We start from the raw sequence: 22,203 nt of genomic DNA, 5'->3' as shown, positions 1-22,203 counted from the left end.
TCGACGGTCAGGGCGCCCGGTTCCCGGAATCTCCGTCGACGAGATCACGTTGAGCCCCGAATGACACGGTCAATCCAATCCATTCGGAAGGCTCCGTCATGTCGTCAACAACGGACGCAAGTCTCGGCCGGGAGCAGTGCCGAACCATGCTCCGTACATCCATCCCGCAAAAGTACTGAGAGGTTCTTGTTCCGGGCTCCACCGCTCGTCCAGGGCCGCCTGGACGGCCGCCCGCAGCTGGGGGTTTTGGCTGATCTTCCGGGGCTTGGGGCGGGGACGGCGGTCATCCGCGCGGGCCTGGGCGGCGAAGGGGCGGTATTGGCCGTTGACGGGGTGCCGGTTGCGTCGGATCTCCCGGCTGACGGTGGAGGGACTGCGGCCCAGTTCGGCGGCGATCGCCCGGACCGTCGCCTTCTCCAGGAGCCGGTCGGCGATGTAGATCCGGTCGGCTTCACGCAGGTACCGGGACGCACCAGAAGGCGGCACCACCGGTCTGGCCGGTGGTGCCGCCTTCTGCCGGCCGGAGGGGTTCCGGCCGTTACGCCATCGCTTTCCCGTGCGGAGGTTGATGCCGACGGCCCTGGCCGCCTCCGTGTAACTCACGCCTTGCTGCACGAGCCGGAAGTATTCCTCCCGCTCACGGGTCAGCTTCCTGCGGCCCTGGGCTGCAGTCCGGGTCTTGCGGATCTCGAACATCGCGCCCCTTGAACTGGGGTGTTGCGACGATCGCTAGAACTCAAGAGGTGCTGGCGGGGGCCTCAGCGTTCGTCAGTGGCGAGGTCCGCTCGATACTGATGCAGCGTCTGCGAACGCCTCGCGTGCCCGTAGCGGGCGGCGCTGCTGCTTGGCCACCTACTGCGGATCGGTCCGAGTGCCCGCGTGTTGGTGCCTCGCCTCGTGGCGCACATAGGGGCGGAGACCACCCCGGCCGTGGAGCAACCTAAACCAAGATGTCGACCTCTGTGCCGCATAACGATCGGCCGGAGTCAGATCCCGGCTGTTCCAAGGGCTGGGACTGAGCATGCTCCCTATTTCCGCGTGGGGATGTTGTGACGGGCGGGAGGATTGATGAGGTTCCTCTGCCGCGCTCGGTGCGACGATCACAGGTACCGGGCCAGGAATTGGAGGGCCAGGCTGGTGGCGGACACCACCAGCCAGAGGCAGCCCCCGAGCAGCAGGGGTGCTGGTCCGGTCCGGCGCAGCCGGGAGGGCTCGGTGGACAGGCCGATCGCGGACAGGGCGACGGTGATCAGGAAGACGGCGAGTGTGCTGAGCGGGCCGTGGGCGGCGGATGGGACGAGACCGGCGGTGTTCACGGCCGCCAGGACGAGGAAGCCGACGAGGAACCACGGCACCAGTCGGCCGACGCGCACCGGGCCGGGGATTGCCCCCCGCCCCAAACCTGCCTCGCCGGCCTCGGCCGCCGCGTCCGCTGTCCGCGCGCGGCGGCGGGCGAGGGCGGCGAGGCCCAGGCAGATTGGGATGATCAGCAGGGTGCGGGCCAGCTTGACCACTACCGCGTAATCGGCCGCCGGGCCGCCGTAGGTGGTGGCGGCCGCGACCACCGACGACATGTCGTTGACCGCGGTGCCGGCGAACAGGCCGAAGGCGTGCTGGCCCATGCCCAGCAGATGCCCGAGGGCGGGGAAAGTCAGCACCGCGGCGAGGTTGAAGACGAAGATCGTGGAGACGGCATAGGCCACCTCCGCCTCGGCCGCGCCGATGACCGGCGTGACCGCGGCGATCGCGGAGGCCCCGCAGATGCCGGTGCCCACACCGATCAGGGTGCGCAGGTCGCGGACGACACCCAGGCGGCGTCCGATCCCGTACGCCGCCGCCAGGCAGACCGTGAGGGTCACGATCATCACCGGCAGCGAGCCGACACCGACCCGCAGCACCTGGCCCAGGGACAGTTGCGCGCCCAGGGCCACCACCGCGGCCTGGAGCACTGTGCGCCCGGCGAAGGCGATGCCGGGCCGCATCCGGTCCCCGGGCCGCACCGCGACCGCCACCAGCACCCCGAGCACGATTGCGCTCACCGGTCCGCCGACGACGGGGACCAGCCGGCCCAGCACGGTCGCGACGAGAGCGACACCGACGGCGAGGGCCAGGCCGGGCAATCGGGCGGCAAGACCAGGGAGCCGGACGGCGAACGCGGCGCCGGGCCTTCGAGCCGCGGCAAGGCGGGGCGGGCGGGCGTTCCCTGACCGGGGGAGGCTGGCGTTCTTCATGATCACCACTGTGGTCCGCCGCGTGCTTGCCCTGTAGCCCCTGATCAAGCAACAGGTCATAGCGCAGACGTATGACTGGCTCATACGCTGGCGCTGTGACAGACCCTGCCGCGGCTGACCCCCGACCCGCCGCCCTCCCCCTGCGCACGCCCGACCTGGAGTCGCTGTGGCTCCTCGTCCTCGTGGCCGACCTAGGAAGCCTGGGCCGGGCGGCCGAGCAGCTGCGGATCTCCCAGCCGTCCGCCAGCCGTCGGCTGTCCACGCTCGAACGCGGGCTGGGACTGGTGCTGGTCGACCGGACCCGCCGCGGCTCCCGGCTGACGCTGGCCGGGCAGGCCGTCGCAGGACACGCCCGGCGTGTCCTGGACGAACTGGACGAACTGCTCGCCGGGGCCGGCAGACTGCGCGACCGGCGGGAGGCCGAACTGCGCGTCGCGGCGAGCCTGACGATCGCGGAGTACCTGCTGCCGGCCTGGATCAGCGAGCTGCGTAGCCGCCGGCCGGAGCTGTACATCGGGCTGCAGGTGACCAACAGCGAGCAGGTGCCCCAACTGGTCGAGTCCGGCGAGGCCGACATCGGGTTCATCGAAGGGCCGCGCCTGTCCCGCGTGATGTCCACGCGGCAGGTGGCCGAGGACCGGCTCGTAGTCGTGGTCGACCCCGCCCACCCGTGGGCGCAGCGACGTGAGCCGCTGTCGGCGCGGGAACTGTCCCGTGCGCCGCTGGTGCTGCGGGAGAGCGGTTCCGGCACGCGGCAGACCCTGGACCGCGCTCTGCACCTGGCCGGCTGCGAACGCGTCCGGCCCCTGGTGGAACTCGGCTCGACGGCCGCCGTGCGCGGCGCGGTGATCGCCGGCACCGGGCCGTCCGTACTGAGCGAGCTGGCCGTCCGCGGGGACATAGCCGAGGGCCGGCTGATCGGCGTCGACGTCGCGGGCGTCGACCTCACACGCGACCTGCGCGCGGTCTGGCCGATGGGGCGGCGCCTGGTGGGCCCGGCGGCAGAACTGGTCACGGTGGCCCGCCGGGCGGTCACCGGCGAGCGGCCGGCCCGCGCGTAGGGCCCGACGGCACGGCGGCGCCTGCCCCGCCGTGCCCATCGCGGCAGGGTGCGCGTGTGCCCTGGAGGTCGACACGTGTGCCCGGGAGAGGTCGATATCAACTGCTCCGTCACCGTTGATGGCAAGATGAAGAGGGGGCCACGCCTCCGGTGGTCACAGCATTTGCGGCGCGCAGCTGAGTTCCGGACTGTTCGGCAGCTGGGACTGACGAAGCGAGCGCTTCGCCGGCACCAGCTCGGCCCGGCACTCAGGGCACGAGGTTTCGGCTGAGCGACGCCTCCTACAGGAATTGGCAGCCCGCCGCAGGCACGGGCGGTCACGCGCGCTGAGGTCAGCGATGCGCTCCTTCGAGTGTCTGCTCCGTCCAGATGGTCTTGCCGTCGGCCGAATAGCGGGCTCCCCAGGTTTGCGCCAACTGCGCAACGATGAACAGTCCGCGCCCCCCTTCGTCGGTGGTTCGGGCATGCCGGAGGTGTGGTGCCGTGGCGCTTGAGTCGCTCACTTCGCACGTCAGCGCGCGATCCAGAATCAGGCGCAACTCCAGCGGCGGGCTGCCGTAGCGAATCGCGTTCGTGACCAGTTCGCTGACGATGAGTTCGGTGTTGAATGCGATCTCTTCCGCCACGTTCCAGCGGGCGAGCTGGTCGGTGGCGAAGTCGCGAGCCGCTGCGGCAGCGGTGAGCTCGTTGTCGAGTGGCCATATGGCGACTCGGTCGGGAGGGAAGGGGCGTGGGCGGGCCAGAAGGAAGACGGCTCCATCGTCCCCGACATCGGCCGGGAGCGTACACAGGATGTCGTCACACAGCTTCTGGAGCGTGAGATCCGCCAGCGCGGGTCCTGCTTGAAGAAGCCTGGTGGCGGTTGTCAGGTGCGAGGCCAGCGCCGGGGGTGCGGGGAAAGCCATCACGCTGCCGTGCGGGATCTGGATGCTGGTTGAGGCGAAGGGCGCCTGATCGGTGCTGCCCAGTCGTGGTCCGGGCGACGTGTCTGGCCGGTCGACGGTGCCGTCGGGCTGGGCGATGACAGGCCCTGGGTGGCCGGCCCGCGCGATCGTGCAGGTCCTGGTCAAAGGGTCGTACACAGCGTAGACGCAACTGGCGGTGGCCGGAGGGCGCTGCGGTGGGTTTCCGGTGGAAAGTGATGCCCGCTCGGCCATCAAGCGAGTTGCGGTGTCGTTCAGACGCGCCAGGAGGTCTTCGGGGTCCAGGTCGAGAGAGGCCAAGGAGTGGATCACGGTGCGCAATTGCCCCATGGCCATGGTGGCCTGGATGCCCTCTCCGGACACCGATCCAGCGACCAGCGCTGTTCGAGCTCCGGACAAGGCGATGGTGTCGTACCAAGCGCGGCTACCGTCACCGGGACGGGCGATGCCTGCGGTCTCAAGTGCCGTTCGGGAAGCGGCATGCACAGGGACCATGTGCTGGAGGACGGTCGCGGCGACCGAGTGATCCCGCGTGTAACGGCGGGCGTTGTCGGTGCACAGGGCAGTGTGCCGCGCGAGATCGAGGGCCAGCGCTCTGTCGTCCTCGTCGTATGGGCTCTCGGACGTGGTGCGGTACAGACTCACCAGTCCGAGCACCGCGTTCCGGAGTGTGAGAGGAATGACCAGGAGGCTGTGCGCTCCGGATTCGCGGATGGCCCGGCCGCGGGCCGGGTCGGTGTTCAGCCAGGGCAAGTCGGGGGTGAGGCCGACGGCCTGGGGGACCAGTTCGGCCAGGGCCCGACTGAAGGGAGTAGGTGCGGGAAGGACTCCGACATGGCCCACGGGGTGGGCCTGCGGCTGGTTCTCTCCGGCGCTGCTGCGAAAGGCGGCCCGTTGTAGCGTCAGACAGCTGGGGACCGGCGATGGCGGAGGATCGTCGCCCCGGATCACGGCGTCCACCAACTCCACGACTGCCACGTCGGCGAATTCCGGAACGACTGCGTCGGCCAGCTCCTGGCAGGTCGCCACCATGTCCAGGGTGCGGCCCACTCGCTCTCGCACTGTGTCGAGAATGCGCAGTCGGCTCAGAGCCCTTTCCCGGTCGGTGACGTCCACGACTGTGATGGTCACGCCGAGCACCGCGCTGTCCGAGTCCAGGAGACGGAATGCGGAGACCTCGTACAGACGTTCCTGGCCGTGGTGGGCAGGGGGCCGCGCCCGCAGGATCCGCCCGCGCACCGGCACACCGCTCTCCAGTACCTCCCGCACGACAGCCTCGGCCGGCTCCGCATCGACCACGTAGTGCGATCCAGGAAAGACGCGCCCTATGACGTCTTCTTCCCGCGTGCCTTGCATGGCGGGCGTGGCGGTGTTGATGCGCGCCACCCGCAGGTCGCTGTCCAGCACAGCCAGGCCGACCGGCGCCTGGGTGAACAACGCGTCGAGCGTCACCGTCCCGGCGTCACTCGCGCCCCTGCCCTCACTGTCGTAGGCCATGGAAGTCACCTCCCGTGCCGCCCGAGGCAGACCAGGGGGAACCGCTCAGGCATCTCCTACAGGTTTACTCCGGCACCGCAGACACGGCGACCCCGGAGATCACGCTCGGCCGCGTCCTCCGCTCCGCGGGCGCGACCAGTGAGCCGGTGGGACGATGACGGTGTCCCGACTGGCAGACGGCGGGAGGAGCCGGCATGGAAATCAAGCCGCAGGCAGTCGTCATCCCCAAGGACACCGACCAGTTGGAACAGGGGAAAAACGGCCCCGTCTTCCCCAGGACCCCGGCGTGTTACGGCTTCACCATTATCGCGCGGGTCAAGCCGGGCCGAGCCGAGGTGGTCCGGGAGTACGGTTACGCGCTGGCAAAGGCGTTGGAACAAGATCCGTATCTGCTCGCGCCCTTGAAGTTGCACTATCTCCGGTGGGTTCTGTTCGATGACGACACACGTTTCATGTACCAGGGGATATTCGACACCGACTTCGACAAGTACACCGAGGACGCGATCGCGCTTTTCGCGAAGGCGGGCGTGAGTACCGTCTTCGAGAATCTCGAGGGGTTTCCCGAGGACTGGCGGACCAACCCCGAGGCGTTCATTCGCTTCGTCCGCGAGCATCACTGTCCGAGCTTCATCGAGTACGGGGAGTACCCCTACGTGACGGCGGACGAGATCAAGAAGGCGCTGCGGGTCAAGGGCGCTCTGTCGGAGATGCTCGACCAGTTGCAGTGAGGGCCGGAGTCGGCCCTTCCGAAGAGTGAATCGCCGCACAGCGTGCGACCGCGGATCGGAGACGATCGACATGGGCGAGGTCAGGACCGCGCGCACATACAACCAGAGGCACATCCCGCGGGAATACACGCCCGGTGGGAAACGGGTGAGTATCTACGTCTCTTGGAGTTATCCGGCCGAGGCGGGCCGGTACGCAACGGAGTTGGACAACCGCTTTTCGACCATGACCGAGGTCAGGCGGGTGGCGTGGCCTGCCTATGAGGACCCGAAATGGTCTGACCCCTATCGGTTCCAGCAGGGCATCGCCGGTGCGCTGGAACTGTTCTTCTGGGCCTGGGTGCCGTTCCAGGACTTCGTCGAGGAGACGACGGGGCATCCGGTTCCGGTGTACCAGCGCATCGACCAGGCCGGCTTCCCCACGCCGCTCGACGAGCGGGTCCTGGCGGACACCGATGTCCTGTTCGTCTTCGGCCTGGATCACATGATCACCGAGCAGGACGCTCAGCCGGGCGAGATCGAGGCACTTCGGGCCTTCCTCGCTCGCGAGGACGTCCGCCTGGTGCTCGGCCCCCACCACGACGTCGGTGCCTCGGACGACCTTTCCGAACGGGAGATGGAGTACCGCCACCACGGCGACCCCTTGGTGCCTCGCCAGCAGCGGTTCGCCACCTACGCCAGGGACCTGATGAAGGGTCTGAGCGTGCCGGTCATGAACCGCTACGGACTGCGGCCCGCGACCGGCGACGGCAACAAGATCGCCCCGCTGACCACGGTCCGCGATCTGGACGCCAAAGGGTGGCTGGACGGGGTGACGAACTTCAACTTCCACATGCACCTGCCGCACTACGAGGTGACGACCGACGAGCCGGACTCCGTACATGTGCTGGCAAGGCAGCCGATCGACACGTCCAGGCCGCATCCGTTCACCGAGGCCGGCAACACCGAGTTCAACATGTTCCTGTGGATGCCGCCGGGCGGAGACCGGGCGGGCGACGTCCTGCTGGCGGACTCGACGATCTTCAGTTCCCTGTTCGGCGGTGACGAGAGCCTGCGCAACTTCTGGCGGAACCTCGTCTCGAAGTAGGCCCCGCAAGGAGGTCACCCGTGAGCGAACCCCCGGAAACCGTGCTGGAGCTGGACGACATCCAGCGCGGCGTCCTCAGCCCTCGGCCGACCCCCTACGCGGCCGCCTACCTGGCCTTCCGGATCGACGACCGCGGACAGGGGCGGGAGCTGATGCGGCGCGTCAGTGGGGCAGTGACCTCCGCCGCCGACTCGGCCAGTCCTCTGGGGGACACCTGGGTCAGCGCCGCCCTGACCTGCCACGGCCTCACGGCCCTCGGAGTGCCGGCCGCAGCGCTGGACACGTTCGCCTGGGAATTCCGGCAGGGCATGGCCGCCCGTGCCCGAGCACTCGGCGACGTCGGCGACAGCGCCCCGGAGCACTGGGAAGCACCGCTCGGCACCCCCGACGTCCACGTGGTCATCACCGCCATCGCCCCCGACTCCCCGGGCCTGCAGGCCGCCATCGATCGCGCTCGCCCGGCTTACGACCGCCTCCCCGGCGTGACCGCGATCTGGCGGCAGGACTGCTACGCGCTGCCCACCGAGACCGAGCATTTCGGCTACCGCGACGGAGTCAGCCATCCCGCGGTCGAAGGGAGCGGCATCGCCGGATCGAACCAGCTCGAAGTGCCGCTGAAAGCCGGTGAGTTCGTTCTCGGACACTCCGACGAACTCGGCGGCACCCAGACCCCGCAGCCCGCCGTGCTGGGGCGTAACGGCAGCTACGCCGTCTTCCGTAAACTTCACCAGAACGTCGCCCAGTTCCGCCGCTACCTGAGGGACAACTCCACCGGGCCCGAAGACCAGGAACTCATCGCAGCGAAGATCATGGGCCGCTGGCGCAGTGGAGCTCCCCTCGCACTCGCCCCTCAGCACGACGATCCGGCGCTCGGTGCCGACCCGTACCGGCGCAACACCTTCCTGTACCAGGAGGACGACCCGATCGGTTTCCACACGCCCGGCGGCTGCCACATCCGCCGGGCCAACCCCCGCGACGCATCCGTGGCAGGGGAAGTGCGCCTGCACCGCATGATCAGGCGTGGCGCCGTCTACGGACCGCCGCTGCCGGACGGGTCGCTGGAGGACGACGGACTGGACCGCGGCCTGATGTTCGCGTTCATCGGCGCGCACCTGGGGCGGCAGTTCGAGTTCGTCCAGTCGCAGTGGCTGAACGACAGTGTCTTCTTCGGCGGAGGCGACGGCAAGGATCCCGTCACCGGCTCCCAGGACGGCTCCACCGGCTTCACCATTCCCCGGCGGCCGCTGCGACGACGCCTTGCCACGCTGCCCCGGTTCGTCGTCACCCGAGGCGGTGAGTACTGCTTCCTGCCGAGCCTGAGCGCCCTGCGCTGGCTCGGCGGTCTTCAGGACTGACAAGCGGCGACGCGAGCTGGGGTGGCGCCCGGGATCTCCGTTCCCCGGAAGGCAAGGCCGATGGACACACTGCACCTGGTGCTCAACGCCGTCACCGTCATCTTCATCGTGGCCACGATGTTCGCAGCCGGCCTGGGGGCCACCGTCCCCGCACTGCGGGGCGTCTTCACCAACGTCCCGCTGCTCCTGCTGGCGCTGCTCGCCAACATGGTGATCATCCCGCTGCTCGGCTGGGGCATCGGCACGCTCCTCGGCCTCCCGCCGGCCTCGCTCGTCGCCCTCGTCCTCGTCGCCTCGTCCCCGGGCGGCCCCTTCGGCGCGAAACTGGCCATGGTGCAGAACGGTGATGTCGTCGCGGGCGCGGCGATGCAGGTACTGCTCGCCTCCATCGGCAGTCTCACGTTCGCACCCACGGTCAACGGCATCCTCACCGCCGCCGACATCGGCACCAACGTGTCCCTCGACGTCGGGGCGCTGGTCCGCACCGTGGCGTTGCTCCAGCTCGTGCCGTTCGCCATCGGTCTGCTCATGCGCCGCTACGCCACGCCCACGGCGCGGTCATGGCACCCCACGGCAGCCGCGGTCTCCAACATCACCTTCCTTATCGTGCTGGCGGGCATGCTGCTCGGCAACTGGCGAGCAGTCGTGGATCTCTTCGGCTCCCTCTCCCTGCTCGCCGGCTTCCTGCTCGCGGCCGCTGCTTCGGCATCGGTACCGTGCTGGCCACAGGACCGCCGGTGCGCCGCACCACCATGGGCGGCGTCGCCTCGGTACGCAACGCGGGTCCCGCGCTGGCCGCGATCGGGCTCGCGTTCGACGACCAGACCGCCGTGCTGGGGGCGCTGGCAGCGGTCCTGCTCAGCGGGCTGGCCGCGGCCCTGCCGATCGCCATGTTCCTCAGCCGCCGGCGCCAGGCCCCGGTACCGCCTGGCACCGGCCAAGGCACGCCGCCGGCCCGCACGCGCCCTTGAGCTTCGCGGAGGCGTGCGACTCATGAGCGGACCGACGGCGGCGGGAGGCTGATCTCCCGCTTGAGGATCTTGCCGGTGGGGCCCTTGGGAAGCTCAGCGGTGAGGCTGACGATGCGCGGATACTTGTAGGCCGCGACGCGTTCCTTGACATAGTCGCGGATCTCCTCCGGCGTCGCCTCCTCACCGGCCCTCAGCACGACGACCGCAGCGACTTCCTCGCCGTGCACCGGGTCCGCGACTCCCACGACCGCGGCCTCGGCGATCGCGGGGTGCCCGTAGAGGACCTCCTCGATCTCCCGTGGGTACACGTTGTATCCGCCCCGGATGATCAGGTCCTTCTTCCGGTCCACGATGAAGTAGAAGCCGTCCTCGTCGACGCGTGCAAGGTCGCCGGTGTGGAACCAGCCGTCGCGGAGGGCGTGGGTGCTTGCGTCGGGGTTGTCGAAGTAGCCCTTCATCACGTTCTCACCGCGCACGGCGATCTCACCGACCGCGCCGGGCCGCACGGTGGCCCCGTCGTCCGCTATGAGCTTCATCTCGACTCCCCGCACAGGTGTGCCGATCGAGCCGGTCTTGCGCGGGCGGTCCGGATGGTTGAAGGCGGCCACCGGAGAGGTCTCCGACAGGCCGTAGCCTTCCAGCACGGTCGCCCCGAAGGTCCGTTCGAAGCCGTGCAGTACCTTGACCGGCAGGGCGGCGCCGCCCGAGACCGCGAGCCGGAGCCGGGATGCCGCATGCCCGTCAGAGCGTCGGGCCTGCAGAAGCGCGGAGTACATCGTCGGCACGCCGAGGAAGACGGTGACCCCGTCGCGGCGCATGACCTCCAGGGCCCGCCCCGCATCGAACCGGGGGAGCAGCGTGAGCGTCGCGCCGGCGGCCACGGAGGCGTTCATGGCGCAGGTCTGCCCGAAGGCGTGGAACAGCGGCAGTCCGCCGAACAGGACGTCCTCCGGACCGAGCAGAAGCAGGGTCTCCGCGGTGGTGGCCGTGTTGGTCAGCAGGTTGCGGTGGGTCAGTTCGGCTCCCTTGGGCGTGCCGGTGGTGCCCGAGGTGTACAGGATCAGGGCGGTGTCGTCGTCGGCCCGCTCGACGACGTCGGCCATGGGCTGGGCAGCGAGCAGCAGCGCCTGGAAGGCGTCGGAATCCGTGACCAGGCACGCCGCTCCGGTCTCGGCGGCCGCCTTCGCGACCTCCTCGGCGCACATCGGGTGGGCCAGCGCCAGCCGGGCCCCCGAGTCGCGAAGCACGAAGGCTGCCTCTCGGGCCTTGAGTAGCGGGTTCATCGGCACCACCGCGCCACCGGCCCGCAGGATGCCGTAGTACACGACCGGGAAGAGCGGCACGTTGGGCATGGTCATGGTGACCGTGTCGCCCGGCCGGACACCCCGGTCGCGCAGGACGGTGGCGAGCCGGGCACTCGCCTCGTCGAGCTGCTCGTAGGTCAGGGTGGTGTCGTCGTGGCGTACGGCGACGTGCTCTCCATGCACAGCCGCAGAGTTCACCAGGAGTGTGGCGAGATTGGTCATGACCGTGGGGTCCTCGATTCGTCTCAGTGGGTGCGCAGCGGCGGACAGCCGCAGCCGCGGCGTGCCATGCGCAGGCTCCGGGGGCGGATGACGTCGAGTGGGGTGACCCCGATGCGTGTATCGGGGCGGGAGTCCGGTCCGGCAGTGCGTCCGGCCAGGTGGGCGTCCCCATGGCGGGCCAGCCACAGGCGCAGCAGGTGGCGTTTGTGCTCCAGGGCGTCGAAGTCCTCGTACGCCGAGCGCGCGTGCAGCACCAAGTGATTGTCGAGCAGCAGCAGATCGCCGGGCTGGAGATCCAGTTCAAGCTGGACGGCGGGCGAGGCGGCCGTCGTCTCGATGAAGTCGTACAGCTCCTTGTCGGCGGCCCGGGCGCCGTCTGGGCCACCACCGCGGGCAGTGCGCGCCCCGTTGTCCAGGCGGGCGTGGTCGTATCGCATGCTGGGTCGGTCGCCATGCCGGGTGACAAGCGGGGAGGCGAGATAAGCGTCCTCGGCGGGCGCCCGCTCCTCCTGGCGGTCGAAGAGGTGGCTGCGGTACAGGCGCCCAGCGAGATCCGGGCGGGTTTCGAGCACGGCGTTGTGCACGGCAGCGGCACTGGCGAGCAGCGTACGGCCGCCCGAGCGGGCCGGCCGCAGGCACAGCAGGCCGAGCAGGTCCGCCTCTGCGGTGTGGAACGGCAGCGCTGCCCGGGTCAGGTGGGCGGGCGGCGCCGGTCCGTCCGGCGTCGGGCCGGCGTCCCGGATGTGGTAGAGGGTACGGCCGTCGGCGGTCTGCGGGACGGGCCTGCCGAGGTACTGGCCGATGCCGCGCAGCACGGTGCTCGCTTCAGCCTCTCCGAGAAGATCCGCAGGGACGCCCTTGATCAGAAGGAAGCCCCGCCCCTCGGCCAGCGTTCTCGCAGCGCGATTCAGCTCGGCGGCGAGCGTGGGCAGCGGGAAGTCGGTGACGGTCATCCGCAGCAGGGTGGCAGCGCGAGCGCGGGCGGTGTGCAGCGCCGTACGCAATTCCTCACGGGTTTCGGCGGACAGACTCAGAACCCAGTCGTCACGGCCCGCCAGGTCGGGTCCGTACCACAGGGCGGGGCCCCTGAACGGCTTGGTCGGCACCGTCGGCGTATGTGGCGTTTCGGCCATGGTCGCCTCCGCGAGGTCTGAGGAGCGGGCAGTTTCTTCCGGCGGCGCGATGGCCGGGCGTCACGGCCGCCGCGCCGCCGCACGGGCCGCGTTGAACTGGGATGCTACGAATCACTCGCCCGTCGTGCTTGACGTGCAGGGACGAGAAACTTAACTTCTGGGGACCCGCTGCCCCTGGAGCGTGCCCATGAGGCCCCTTGCCCGCACCGCCGCGCTGAACGGCTACGTCGAGCTGAGCCGATCTCTCGGTCTCGACCCCCGCGCGCTGATGAAGGGCGTCGGCCTGGACACCGCGGACCTGGCCGTGCAGGACCGGTGGATCTCCGGCACGGCGGTGGTCAGGCTGCTGCAGCTGTCGGCCACCGCCTCCGGGCGCGAGGACTTCGGTCTGCTGCTGACCGAGCGGCGGCGCTTTTCCAACCTCGGTCCCATCAGCCTGCTCGTCCGGGAAGAGCCCGATGTCCGCAGTGCGTTGGCCCTGCTGATCCGCCATCAGCACACCTACAACGAGGTCCTGCACGCGCGGCTCGCGGAGGGCAACGGAGTGGCGACGCTCAAGGTGGATCTCCGGCTCGGCGAACCGCAGCCGGCCCGGCAGGGCACGGAACTCGCCGTGGGCGCGTTCCACCGTGTGCTGAGCGGCTTCCTCGGCCCGCACTGGCGCCCCTCGTCGGTCTGCTTCGCCCACCCGGCGCCGCGGGACACCGCCAGTCACCGTCGCCTGTTCGGGCCCTCGGTGGAGTTCGACCGCGACTTCAACGGCATTGTCTTCTACGCCGAGGACCTGGACGCCCCCAACGCCATGGCCGACGACCAGTTGCGCAGCTACACCCGGCAGTACTTCGAGCCCATCGCGGCCCCCAGGGAAGCATCCGAGGTGGACCGGGTGCGCGACCTCATCGAGGCGCTGCTGCCGACCGGGCGCTGCTCCATCGAGCAGATCGCACGCAGCCTCGGCGTCGACCGGCGCACCGTTCACCGCCATCTGGCCCGCTCCGGAGAGACGTTCTCCTCACTGCTGCATTCGACCCGTACGGCGCTCGCGGAGCAGTTCGTCGCCAACCCCAACCGTTCCCTGACTGAGGTGTCCACGCTGCTGGGATTCTCGTCGCTGAGTGCGTTCTCCCGCTGGTTCCACGAGCACTTCGGCACCGGTCCGCGCGAGTGGCGCAAGAGCCGGAGCGGCCCGGCAGCGCCCGGCGGAAGCTGAGCCTGCAAGACGCGCGTCGGCCCGTGGCACGAGGGGGCCCGGCCGTGTGTCCCCGATTGGCAAGTCGCCTGTCACCACAGGCAAAGCGGCCGCGTGCCGCCCGCCCTACCTTGGCACCACCGCGCAGGCGGTCGGCCTCCGGAGGGAGCGCTCTGCAGCTCCCCTGAGGGCACTCCCTCCGGATCGGCCGGCAACCACTGGGCCAGTTAGTTGTTGCCATCGGCCCGGCCTTCCGCCGTCGCAGGCCCATCGTCGCGTCCGCTGCCTGCTCCGTGACGCGATCACCCCTACGCCAAGGAGAAGCCCCGTGCATTTCCACGACGACTCACTCTTCCCGGAGAACCAGGAGAAGCTGGTGATCCAGGCCGCGCCGTACGGCCCCGAGTGGCTTCCCGGGGACGCGGATGACCTGCCCCTGACCATGGACGAGCACGTACAGGCGGCCGTGGACTGCTACAACGCCGGCGCGACGGTACTCCACATCCATGTCCGGGAACTCGACGGCAAGGGCTCCAAGCGGATGTCCATGTTCAACGAACTGCTCGGGCGGCTGCGCGAGGCCGTGCCGGATATGGTGCTCCAGATCGGCGGGTCGATCTCCTTCGCCCCCGAGGGCGAGGGCGGTGACGCCAAGTGGCTCGCCTACGACACCCGTCACCTGCTCGCCGAACTCACGCCGGCGCCTGACCAGGTGACGATCGCGATCAACACCAGCCAGATGAACATCGTCGAGATCATGAACGACGACGACCTCCAGGGCACGTCGATCGCGAAGCCGGACTACTACCGGGCCTATCGCGACATGGTCGTCGAGGCCGGTCCCGACTTCTACCTGGAGCACCTCAAGCGCCTGCACGCGAACGGCATCCAGCCGCACTTCCAGCTCGCCCACCTGGCCCAGCTGGAGACCGTGGAGCGGCTGATCCGCGCGGGCATCTACACGGGACCGCTGATCCTCAACTACGTCGCCATCGGCGGCGGTTTCGCCGGCCGGCACCCCGCCGACCTGATCGAGTTCATCCGCCGTGTGCCGGACGGCGCCGTCCTGACCATCGAGAGCTCCATGCGCGCCGTGGCCCCGATGAACGCCGTCGCCATCGCCCTCGGCCAGCACGTGCGCGTCGGCAACGAGGACAACCTCTGGCGCGCCAAGGGGGAGCGGATGTCCTCCGTGGCCCAGGTCGAGCAGATGGTGAGGATCTCCGAGGCGCTCGGCCGCGACATCGCCACCGGAGCCGACGCCAAGCGAATCTACAAGATCGGCGAGTACTACGCGGACGCCGACGAGACCCTCGCCCGGCTCGGCATGGTGCCCAACCGCCGCCCGGGACAGCGCGGCTTCATGCTGCGCGACGTCACGGCCTGACCTATACCCGGCGTGCAGGGCCGGCCCCGCACGCAGGCAACCCCCACCCGCGCGAATCCTTCGGAGCACTCTGTGGCACACGCTGTCCGCTTCTACGAAACCGGTGGCCCCGACGTCCTGAAGTGGGAGGAGGTCACCGTCGGCGCCCCCGGCCCGGGCGAGGTGCGCATCCGGCAGGAGGCCGTCGGTCTCAACTTCGCCGACACCTACTTCCGCAGCGGGCTGTACCCGGTCCGGCTGCCTGACGGCATCGGCGTCGAGGCCGCCGGCGTGGTGGAGGCGGTTGGCGACGGTGTCACTGACGTTGCCGAGGGCGACCGGGTGACGTACACCGGAAGTCCGCTCGGTGCCTACAGCACGGAGCGGGTCATGCCCGCCTCGCACCTGATCAAGCTGCCCCCCGAGATCAGCTGCGAGACGGCGGCCGCGATGACCATGCGCGGCCTGACCGCGGCCTATCTGCTGCGCAGGATCCATCCGCTGAAGCCCGGCGACACCGTGCTGTTGCACGCCGCGGCGGGTGGGGTGGGCCTGATCGTGTGCCAGTGGGCCGCGCTGCTCGGCATCCGTGTGATCGGAACGGTGTCCAGCGAGGAGAAGGCTGACATCGCCCGAGCACACGGATGCGAGCACGTCATCCGCTACCGGCACGAGGACGTGGCCGACCGGGTCCGCGAGCTGACCGGCGGCGCGGGCGTCCCGGTCGTGTTCGACAGCGTGGGCAAGGACACCTTCGCGGGCTCCCTCGCCTCACTGGCCCGCCGCGGGCTCCTCGTGTGCTTCGGCACCGCCTCCGGCCCCGTACCGCCGATCGACGCGATGCAACTCGCCCTGCACGGCTCGGTGTTCGTCACCCGGCCCGCTCTGGCCGACTACATCGCCGACCCCGCCGAGCGCGCCACGCTGGCCGGCGAGCTCTTCGAGCACGTCACCGCCGGGCGCATCAAGATCGAAATCAATCAGCGCTACGCCCTCGAGGACGCGGAGCAGGCACACCGCGACCTGGAAGCCGGCCGGACCACCGGGTCCTCGGTCTTCGTCCTGTGAGAGGGCGCGCCCCGTTCCACCCCAGGGAGTGACCACCCATGCCAGACACCCTCTCGTCAGCGCCGCGGCAGGCCCCGGCGCTGGTGCGCCCGAGTGCGTGCCGCACCTCGATCGAAGTCGATCCGCTGACCTGCACCATCGGAGCCGAGCTCAGCGGCGTGAGCCTGGCCGACGCGGCCCGTGACGACGGCCTCTTCGCCGAGATCAAGAGCCTGTTGCTGGAGCACAAGGTCCTCTTCCTGCGGGACCAGGACATCTCGCGTGCCGACCACGTCGCGTTCGCCTCGCGCTTCGGCGCGCTGGAGGACCACCCAGTCGCCGGCAGCGACCCCGACCACCCCGGGCTGGTCAGGATCTACAAGGACCTGGACAGCCCCCCGGAGCACTACGAGAACGCCCTGCACACGGACGGCACCTGGCGGGTGAACCCGTCGATGGGCGCCGTACTGCGCTGCGTCGAATCGCCCTCGGTCGGCGGAGACACGATCTGGGTCAACATGGTCGAGGCTTACCGTCGGCTCCCCGACCACATCAAGACGCGGATCGAGGGACTGCGCGCCCGGCACAGCATTGAGGCCACCTTCGGCGCCGTCATGCCCGCGGAACAGCGCCTCGCGCTGAAGGAGCGGTTCCCGGACGCCGAACACCCGGTCGTGCGGACCCACCCCGAGACGGGCGAGAAGATCCTCTTCGTCAACGCGTTCGCGACGCACTTCGTCAACTACCACACGCCCGAGAACGTGCGTTTCGGCCAGGACTACGCGCCCGGCGCCAGCCATCTGCTCACCTACCTGATCAGCCAGGCGGCGATCCCCGAGTACCAGGTGCGCTGGCGTTGGAGTCCGGGCAGCGTGGCCATCTGGGACAACCGTTCCACGCAGCACTACGCCGTCCAGGACTACTGGCCCGCCGTCCGCAAGATGGAGCGCGCCGGAATCGTCGGCGACAGACCCTTCTGACCTTCCCCTTCCAGCAGTCGAGGTGATGACAATGGAGTTTCACACCACTGCGCAGTCCACGGGCCCGACACTGTCCGCGACAGAATGGCCCGTGTCCAAAGGCTATGCCTGGACGGTCTTCGCACTCGGCTTCGGCCTACTGCTGTCCGACTACATGTCCCGCCAGGTCCTCAACGCCGTCTTCCCGTTGCTGAAGGCCGAATGGCTGCTGTCCGACGCCTCCCTGGGCTCGCTCAGCGGCATCGTGGCCCTGGCGGTCGGCGTGCTCACCTTCCCCATGTCCCTCATGGCAGACCGGTGGGGCAGGGTCCGGAGTCTGCTGCTGGCCGCCACGATGTGGAGCCTGGCCACCCTCGGGTGCGCCATATCGGCCAGCTACGGCGAGATGCTCGTCGGCCGTCTCTTCGTCGGTATCGGCGAGGCGGCGTACGGCAGTGTGGGCATCGCCGTGGTCCTCAGCATCTTCCCGGCCACCCTGCGGGCCACCCTGTCCGGTGCCTTCATCGCCGGCGGCGCCTTCGGCTCGGTGCTGGGCGTGGCCGTCGGCGGCGCAGTGGCCCAGGCGGCCGGCTGGCGCTGGGCGTTCGCCGCGATGGGGATTTTCGGCCTGATACTCGCTGCCGTGTATGGGGTCGTGGTCAAGGAGAGCAGACTTGCGCCGCGCGGACGCCCCTCCGGCGACGGCGGCGGAGCGGAAGCACGCGGGCGGCTGCGCGCTCACCTGCCCCGCCTGTTCTCGTCCGTCTCGGTCATCAGCGCCTATGTCGGCAGCGGACTGCAACTGTTCATCGCCGGCGCCCTGTTGTCCTGGCTGCCCAGCTTCTTCAACCGCTACTACCACATGGCACCGGCCAAGGCGGGTGGAGCCGCCGGCGCCTTCGCCATGATCATCGGCCTGGGGATGATCTTCGGAGGCGTGGCCTCCGACCGCATCAGCTCCACCGCCCCCATCCGCAAATGGGCCGTCGCGGCCGGCTGCAGCCTCGGCGCGCTCCTCCTGCTGACCCTCGCCTTCCAACTGCCCACCGGACCTGCCCAATTGCTTGCTCTGGCCGTCGGCTGCCTGCTGTCCGCCGGATCCGCCGGACCCGCGGCGGCCATGGTGGCGAACCTGACCCCCGCCTCCATCGCGGCCACCGCGTTCGCCACCCTCACCCTGGCCAACAGCCTGCTCGGGCTGGCCCCCGGCCCCGCGGTCACGGGCGCGCTCGCGGACCGCTTCGGGCTGCTGGGCGCCCTGCGCATCGTGCCCCTCGTCGCGGTCGTGGCCACGCTGGCCTTCCTGGTCGGCAGGCACTGGTACGAACGCGATCTGCTCCGTCTCGACGACCTCGCCGTGAAGGCGGAGCCCAAGCAACCGTCGGAGATTCCCTCATGAGCCTTGCCGCGGAACCCACCGTGGTCATCGTCCCCGGTCTGCGCGACCACGTCAGGGACCACTGGCAGACCCTGCTGGCCGAACGTCTCGCCGAGGCCGGACGAGTCGTCCGCACCGTTCCCCCGCTGGAGAGGGAACGTCTGAGCCTGGAAGCCCAGGTCGGCAACCTGGCTGCTGCGCTGGCGCCCCTGCACGGTCCGATCCTGCTGGTCGCCCACAGCGCCGGGGTCATGACCACGGTGCACTGGGCACAACGACACCGCGCGGACGTGCGCGGCGCGCTGCTGGCCACACCGCCGGACTTCGAGACACCCCTGCCGGCCGGCTACCCCACCGGCGTCGAGCTTGCGGCCCACGGCTGGACACCCGTGCCTCGCAAGCCGCTGCCCTTCCCGAGCGTCGTCGCCGCCAGCGCGAACGACCCGCTCGGCGCACCGGAGTGCGTCGCCGAGCTGGCCCGGAGCTGGGACAGCCGACTGGTGGAACTGGGCGCTGTCGGCCACCTCAACCCGGCCTCCGGGTACGGTGAGTGGCCCCTGGCCGAGGAACTGATCCGCATACTGGAGTCCGACTCCTGCAGCGCACCGCTTGAGGAGACGCCCACCGGGGGGCACCCATGAGCCCGGACACCGAACTGCTCTGGGCACCGGGGCGCCGCGAACTGGAGGACTCCAACGTCGCGGTGTTCCTGGAATGGCTGGAGGAGACCCGCGGTCTGAACTTCGCCGACTACGCCGAGCTGTGGCGGTGGAGCTCCACCGATCTGGCGGGCTTCTGGTCGGCGGTGTGGGAGTACTACGGGCTGGACGCCGTCACCGCGTACGACGAGGTGCTGGCCGACACCACCATGCCGGGCGCCCGCTGGTTCACCGGCGCCCGGCTGAACTTCGCCGAACGGTGCCTGGCCCACGCCACCGACGCGCGTCCGGCACTGGTGAGCATGACCGAGCGCGGCGAACCGGTCGAGACGTCGTGGGCGCAGCTGCGCCGCGAGGTCGCCGGCGTATCGGCCGCCCTCCGGCAAATGGGTGTGCAGCCCGGCGACTGCGTCGCCGGCTACCTCACCAACCTGCCGCAGGCGGTGGTGGCACTGCTCGCCACCGCGGCGATCGGTGCCGTATGGACGGCCTGCTCACCCGACTTCGGCACGCCCAGCGTGCTCGCCCGGCTGACGCAGGCCCGGCCGACGGTTCTCGTCGCCGCGGACGGCTACCGCTACGGGGGCAAGGAACACGACAAACGGACCACGGTCACCGAACTTCTGGACGGGCTGCCGACCGTCCGCCACCTCCTCACCGTCGACAACCTCCTCCCACCGCAGACGGACGCATGGTCCGTACGATCCGACATCACCGTGCACGCGTGGTCCGCGCTGCCATCCTCCGACGAGGCACCGGACTTCGCCGACGTACCCTTCGACCACCCGCTCTGGGTCCTCTGGTCGTCGGGAACCACCGGCGTCCCCAAGGGCATCGTGCAGAGCCACGGCGGCATCGTGGTGGAACTGCTCAAGGCGCTCGGGCTCGGTGTCGACCTGCGCCCCGAGGACCGGTACCTGTTCGTCACCTCCACCAGCTGGATGGTGTGGAACTTCCTGGTCGGCGGCCTGCTGCACGGCAGCACGATCGTCCTCTACGACGGCAGCCCCACCTTTCCCGACGCTGCCGGCGCCTGGCGGGCCGCCGAACGGACCAGGGCGACGATGGTCGGGGTGGGCGCTGCCTATCTCGCAGCCGTGGAGAAGTCGGGCTTGCACCCGGCAGCAGACCTCGACCTCGGTGCCGTGCGCTCGGTCCTGCAGACAGGCTCGGCCATGCCTCCGACCACCTGGCGGTGGATCCACGACCGGCTCACTCCCGGCGTGTGGCTGCAGTCGATCTGCGGCGGAACCGACGTCTGCTCCGTTCTGGCAGGCGGCTCCCCGCTCCTCCCGGTACGCGTAGGCCGCATGCAGTGCCCGGCACTCGGCGTGGCGCTGGCGGCGTGGGACGCGACGGGACGGCCTCTGACCGGCCAGCAAGGGGAGTTGGTGGTAACCGCCCCGCTGCCGTCCATGCCACTGCGCTTCGTCGACGACCCCGGTGACGCACGCTACCGGGCCAGCTACTTCGACACCTACCCGGGCGTGTGGCGACACGGTGACTGGGTGACTGTGGAAAGGGACCTGTCGGTCGTCGTCTCCGGCCGCTCCGACTCCACGCTCAATCGCATGGGGGTGCGGATGGGCTCCGCCGACATCTACGCCGTGGTGGAGCAACTGCCCGGCATCTCGGACAGCCTCGTCGTCGGTGTCGAACAGGCCGACAGCGATTACTTCATGCCTCTGTTCGTCGTGACCGCCGGCGGCCAGGAGACCGATGACGACCTGCGGGAGCGGATCACAGCGGCCATCAGGCAGCAGTTGTCCCCGCGCCATGTGCCCGACGTGATCGCACGGGTACCCGCGCTACCCCGCACGCTGACCGGAAAGAAGCTCGAGGTGCCGGTGAAACGGATTCTGCAAGGCGCCCACGTGGCCGACGTCACCGGTCCTGGAGCCGTCACGAATGGCCACATGCTGGAGTGGTTCGCGGAATTCCGAGCACGGACGAACGAGAGCCGGAACATGAGAGGCAAGACGTAGGAGCGGGCACTTCAATGACCTCGCCTGCCCGACTTGTCGCACCATTAGCACCGTGGTCGCGGAACCGGGCCTCGATGGCCTGCGGTCGGCGACCAGGTCCGTGCGTCGGCCCGTGACGCGGCGGCGGGCGAGCCGCACGGAGGCACCACTGCGGCCGCCGGCTGCTGTCGCGAAGCGCCGCCAGTACCGGCGCTCAGGTCGGCATCACGCTCGGCGAAGCGATCCCCAAGGACCTGCGCTACGTCGCCACGTACATGGTCAAGCGGCGCAAGGACGGCCCCACCCGACTGCCCCGCCACACCCCGGTGGCCGTCATGGTCACACCGCGGGCACCGGGCACCGGGCAGCGGCCTGGCGGCCGTCACAGGCTGGGACGAGCGGACGGGACGCTGGATTCCCTACCCCCAGTTCCTGCTCCGCCTGGACAAGACAGCCGAAATCCCGGAGGTCAGCGAACCCACCGAGACCGAGACCGCGACGCACACGGACACCGAAGCCGCCTTCGTACCGCAGCAGCGTTCGAAGTACCGCGTCTGGCAGCAGAACATGGACGAACAGCGCAGGGCGACCGCCCGATACCTCCAGAAAATGGTCCGCTCTCTTCGCGGCCGACCCACCGCCCTGCTGACCCATTCGCAGAACAGTCGGCTGCACTGGCCCTGGCTCCAGGACGGCCGAACCGAACGGGATCTGATCAAGACCGGGCATGTGCAGCCGGTGGGACTCGACCCCGATCTCCGGTTGATTCGCGTACGTACGGCAGCAGGGCGGGAGACCCCGCAATGGTGGGGCAACGCCTCTCCCGGCGAAGTCAACGGCCTGCCCCAGGGGCTGTGGGTGGAGGACGAAGACACCGCACGATCCTCCGGCCGGATCTTCTACAGCACCACACCCAAAGCGAGCACCTTCCGAGACTCCGCCGTCGAGGCCGACAAAATCGCGCCCCGGCCGCTGCGCCAGGGACCCAACAAGGGCAAACCCACCATCGATACACACATCCCGGCCTGGAACCCCGGGCTAGGGCGTGTTCTGGGTTGAGATCACGGGAGGGCTGGCAGGCTGCGTAACCAGAGGATGGATCCGCGCAGGTGCAGCCCGGCGGAGTAGCTCTC

At 69.7% G+C, this 22,203-nt stretch carries 17 protein-coding genes and 1 pseudogene; 13 read left to right on the top strand and 5 right to left on the bottom strand.

Features of this window, described 5'->3' with window-relative positions; all coding sequences use genetic code 11:
* Positions 1-186: 186 nt before the first annotated feature.
* Positions 187-696: pseudogene (locus ABTY98_RS40210) on the bottom strand (transposase); the annotation flags it as partial.
* 404 nt (positions 697-1,100) lie between these two features.
* A complete protein-coding gene (locus tag ABTY98_RS40205) occupies positions 1,101-2,231 on the bottom strand; it encodes a YeiH family protein (RefSeq protein ID WP_352226122.1) in 1,131 nt (376 codons plus the stop codon).
* 71 nt (positions 2,232-2,302) lie between these two features.
* On the opposite strand from ABTY98_RS40205, the gene ABTY98_RS40200 reads away from it, so the two are divergent.
* The gene (locus ABTY98_RS40200) at positions 2,303-3,292 is read left to right on the top strand and encodes a LysR family transcriptional regulator (protein ID WP_502994480.1); all 990 of its coding nucleotides are present in this window, start codon (positions 2,303-2,305) and stop codon (positions 3,290-3,292) included.
* Between the two features lie 331 nt (positions 3,293-3,623).
* Here the strand turns inward: ABTY98_RS40200 and ABTY98_RS40195 are convergent, their stop codons facing one another.
* Positions 3,624-5,711, bottom strand: a complete 2,088-nt coding sequence (locus ABTY98_RS40195) for a SpoIIE family protein phosphatase (RefSeq protein WP_352226120.1) — start codon at positions 5,709-5,711, stop codon at positions 3,624-3,626.
* 194 nt (positions 5,712-5,905) lie between these two features.
* Here ABTY98_RS40195 and ABTY98_RS40190 point away from each other — a divergent pair, with 194 nt between their 5' ends.
* From ABTY98_RS40190 to ABTY98_RS40175, 4 genes are all read left to right on the top strand, one after another.
* Positions 5,906-6,439, top strand: coding sequence for a hypothetical protein (locus tag ABTY98_RS40190; RefSeq protein WP_352226119.1), 534 nt, complete (start codon positions 5,906-5,908; stop codon positions 6,437-6,439).
* A gap of 223 nt (positions 6,440-6,662) precedes the next feature.
* Positions 6,663-7,523 carry a hypothetical protein gene (locus ABTY98_RS40185; RefSeq protein WP_352226118.1) on the top strand — a complete coding sequence of 287 codons (861 nt, stop codon included), beginning with the start codon at positions 6,663-6,665 and terminating at the stop codon, positions 7,521-7,523.
* A 20-nt stretch (positions 7,524-7,543) separates the two neighbouring features.
* Positions 7,544-8,878: a Dyp-type peroxidase gene (locus ABTY98_RS40180; RefSeq protein WP_352226117.1), complete on the top strand. Its 1,335-nt coding sequence runs from the start codon at positions 7,544-7,546 to the stop codon at positions 8,876-8,878.
* A 60-nt stretch (positions 8,879-8,938) separates the two neighbouring features.
* Positions 8,939-9,901: a bile acid:sodium symporter family protein gene (locus tag ABTY98_RS40175; RefSeq protein WP_352226116.1), complete on the top strand. Its 963-nt coding sequence runs from the start codon at positions 8,939-8,941 to the stop codon at positions 9,899-9,901.
* Here the strand turns inward: ABTY98_RS40175 and ABTY98_RS40170 are convergent.
* Both ABTY98_RS40170 and ABTY98_RS40165 read right to left on the bottom strand, forming a co-directional pair.
* Positions 9,870-11,375 (bottom strand): long-chain-fatty-acid--CoA ligase, encoded by a 1,506-nt coding sequence (locus ABTY98_RS40170; protein ID WP_352226115.1) that lies wholly within the window; start codon positions 11,373-11,375, stop codon positions 9,870-9,872. The two genes, ABTY98_RS40175 and ABTY98_RS40170, sit on opposite strands and share 32 nt — an antisense overlap.
* A gap of 23 nt (positions 11,376-11,398) precedes the next feature.
* Entirely contained in the window at positions 11,399-12,508 is a 1,110-nt protein-coding gene (locus ABTY98_RS40165; RefSeq protein WP_352226114.1) for a TauD/TfdA family dioxygenase, read from the bottom strand.
* Between the two features lie 187 nt (positions 12,509-12,695).
* Here ABTY98_RS40165 and ABTY98_RS40160 point away from each other — a divergent pair, with 187 nt between their 5' ends.
* From ABTY98_RS40160 to ABTY98_RS40125, 8 genes are all read left to right on the top strand, one after another.
* Positions 12,696-13,718, top strand: coding sequence for an AraC family transcriptional regulator (locus ABTY98_RS40160; RefSeq protein WP_352226113.1), 1,023 nt, complete (start codon positions 12,696-12,698; stop codon positions 13,716-13,718).
* A gap of 307 nt (positions 13,719-14,025) precedes the next feature.
* Positions 14,026-15,084 carry a beta-keto acid cleavage family enzyme gene (locus ABTY98_RS40155; protein WP_352226112.1) on the top strand — a complete coding sequence of 353 codons (1,059 nt, stop codon included), beginning with the start codon at positions 14,026-14,028 and terminating at the stop codon, positions 15,082-15,084.
* Positions 15,085-15,156: 72 nt separating this feature from the next.
* Positions 15,157-16,131, top strand: a complete 975-nt coding sequence (locus tag ABTY98_RS40150; protein WP_352226111.1) for a quinone oxidoreductase family protein — start codon at positions 15,157-15,159, stop codon at positions 16,129-16,131.
* Between the two features lie 38 nt (positions 16,132-16,169).
* Entirely contained in the window at positions 16,170-17,090 is a 921-nt protein-coding gene (locus ABTY98_RS40145) for a TauD/TfdA dioxygenase family protein (protein WP_352226110.1), read from the top strand.
* 91 nt (positions 17,091-17,181) lie between these two features.
* Positions 17,182-18,468: an MFS transporter gene (locus ABTY98_RS40140; RefSeq protein ID WP_352226109.1), complete on the top strand. Its 1,287-nt coding sequence runs from the start codon at positions 17,182-17,184 to the stop codon at positions 18,466-18,468.
* Positions 18,465-19,088, top strand: a complete 624-nt coding sequence (locus tag ABTY98_RS40135) for an RBBP9/YdeN family alpha/beta hydrolase (RefSeq protein WP_352226108.1) — start codon at positions 18,465-18,467, stop codon at positions 19,086-19,088. The genes ABTY98_RS40140 and ABTY98_RS40135 overlap by 4 nt, the downstream gene beginning before the upstream one ends.
* Positions 19,085-21,091, top strand: a complete 2,007-nt coding sequence (locus ABTY98_RS40130) for an acetoacetate--CoA ligase (RefSeq protein WP_352226107.1) — start codon at positions 19,085-19,087, stop codon at positions 21,089-21,091. Before ABTY98_RS40135 ends, ABTY98_RS40130 begins: the two co-directional genes overlap by 4 nt.
* Positions 21,092-21,442: 351 nt before the next feature.
* Positions 21,443-22,129 carry an RNAseH domain-containing protein gene (locus tag ABTY98_RS40125; protein ID WP_352226131.1) on the top strand — a complete coding sequence of 229 codons (687 nt, stop codon included), beginning with the start codon at positions 21,443-21,445 and terminating at the stop codon, positions 22,127-22,129.
* Positions 22,130-22,203: the final 74 nt, after the last annotated feature.

The organism is Streptomyces sp. NPDC096040 (assembly GCF_040303265.1).
In the GTDB taxonomy this organism is placed as follows: Bacteria; Actinomycetota; Actinomycetes; order Streptomycetales; family Streptomycetaceae; genus Streptomyces.
The sequence above is the reverse complement of the archived record's forward strand: the minus strand, read 5'-3'. Positions and strand labels throughout refer to the sequence as shown.